The organism is Lactobacillus nasalidis, assembly GCF_016587775.1.
GTDB classification, from domain to species: domain Bacteria; phylum Bacillota; class Bacilli; order Lactobacillales; family Lactobacillaceae; genus Lactobacillus; species Lactobacillus nasalidis.
Window position 1 is genome coordinate 1 of record NZ_BOCG01000354.1, and the last position, 373, is coordinate 373.

Here is a 373-nt window from a genome sequence, read left to right on the forward strand (position 1 = left end):
GTTTCCTGGGGCAGGCTCGTCCGCCCAGGGTAAGTCGGGACCTAAGGCGAGGCCGAGAGGCGTAGTCGATGGACAACAGGTTGAAATTCCTGTACTGCACCGAATCGTTATGAGCGATGGAGGGACGCAGGAGGCTAGCAGCGCGTGGTGCTGGATACCACGTTCAAGCGTCAAGTCTGAAAGCGAGTCAAATGCTTGCTTTCTCAAGGACAAGGCGTGATGAGGAGCGAAATCACAGTAGCGAAGGCTGCGACGTCACACTGCCGAGAAAAGCTTCTAGCCAGAGACGGTGCACCCGTACCGCAAACCGACACAGGTAGTCGAGGAGAGTATCCTCAGGTGAGCGAGAGAACTCTCGTTAAGGAACTCGGCA

General features: G+C 56.3%; 1 rRNA gene. It reads left to right on the forward strand.

Features of this window, described 5'->3' with window-relative positions:
* Positions 1–373 (forward strand): 23S ribosomal RNA (locus lacNas_RS06790); the annotation flags it as partial.